Consider the following 278-nt stretch of genomic DNA (forward strand, 5'->3'; position numbering starts at 1 on the left):
CCGGCAAAAAAACTTCGAGAAACAAATGGACCTGATAAAAAAACTTAATGGATTCGGATTTCATCCTGTTGTACATCGAATGAAACGCATATCCGGTCGTATCATGTGTTGCGTACGACATTGTCAGAGGTTGGCCGTCAAAAGCAAGTGCCTACGTTCGGCCATCATGCTCACATATCGCTGTTTGGCGCGGTCAACGTCCACGATGGCGAAACGGTTCTTCATCAAGCAGGGGCAGCCAATGCCACAACGTTTTTAGATTTCCTGCGAGTTCTCAA

Annotated in this window: 1 pseudogene; it reads left to right on the forward strand. The window is 46.8% G+C overall.

Features of this window, described 5'->3' with window-relative positions:
• Positions 1–105: 105 nt before the first annotated feature.
• A pseudogene (locus VU18_RS18465) lies at positions 106–278 on the forward strand (IS630 family transposase); the annotation flags it as partial.

The organism is Geobacillus sp. ZGt-1, from assembly GCF_001026865.1.
Taxonomy (GTDB): Bacteria; Bacillota; Bacilli; order Bacillales; family Anoxybacillaceae; genus Geobacillus; species Geobacillus thermoleovorans.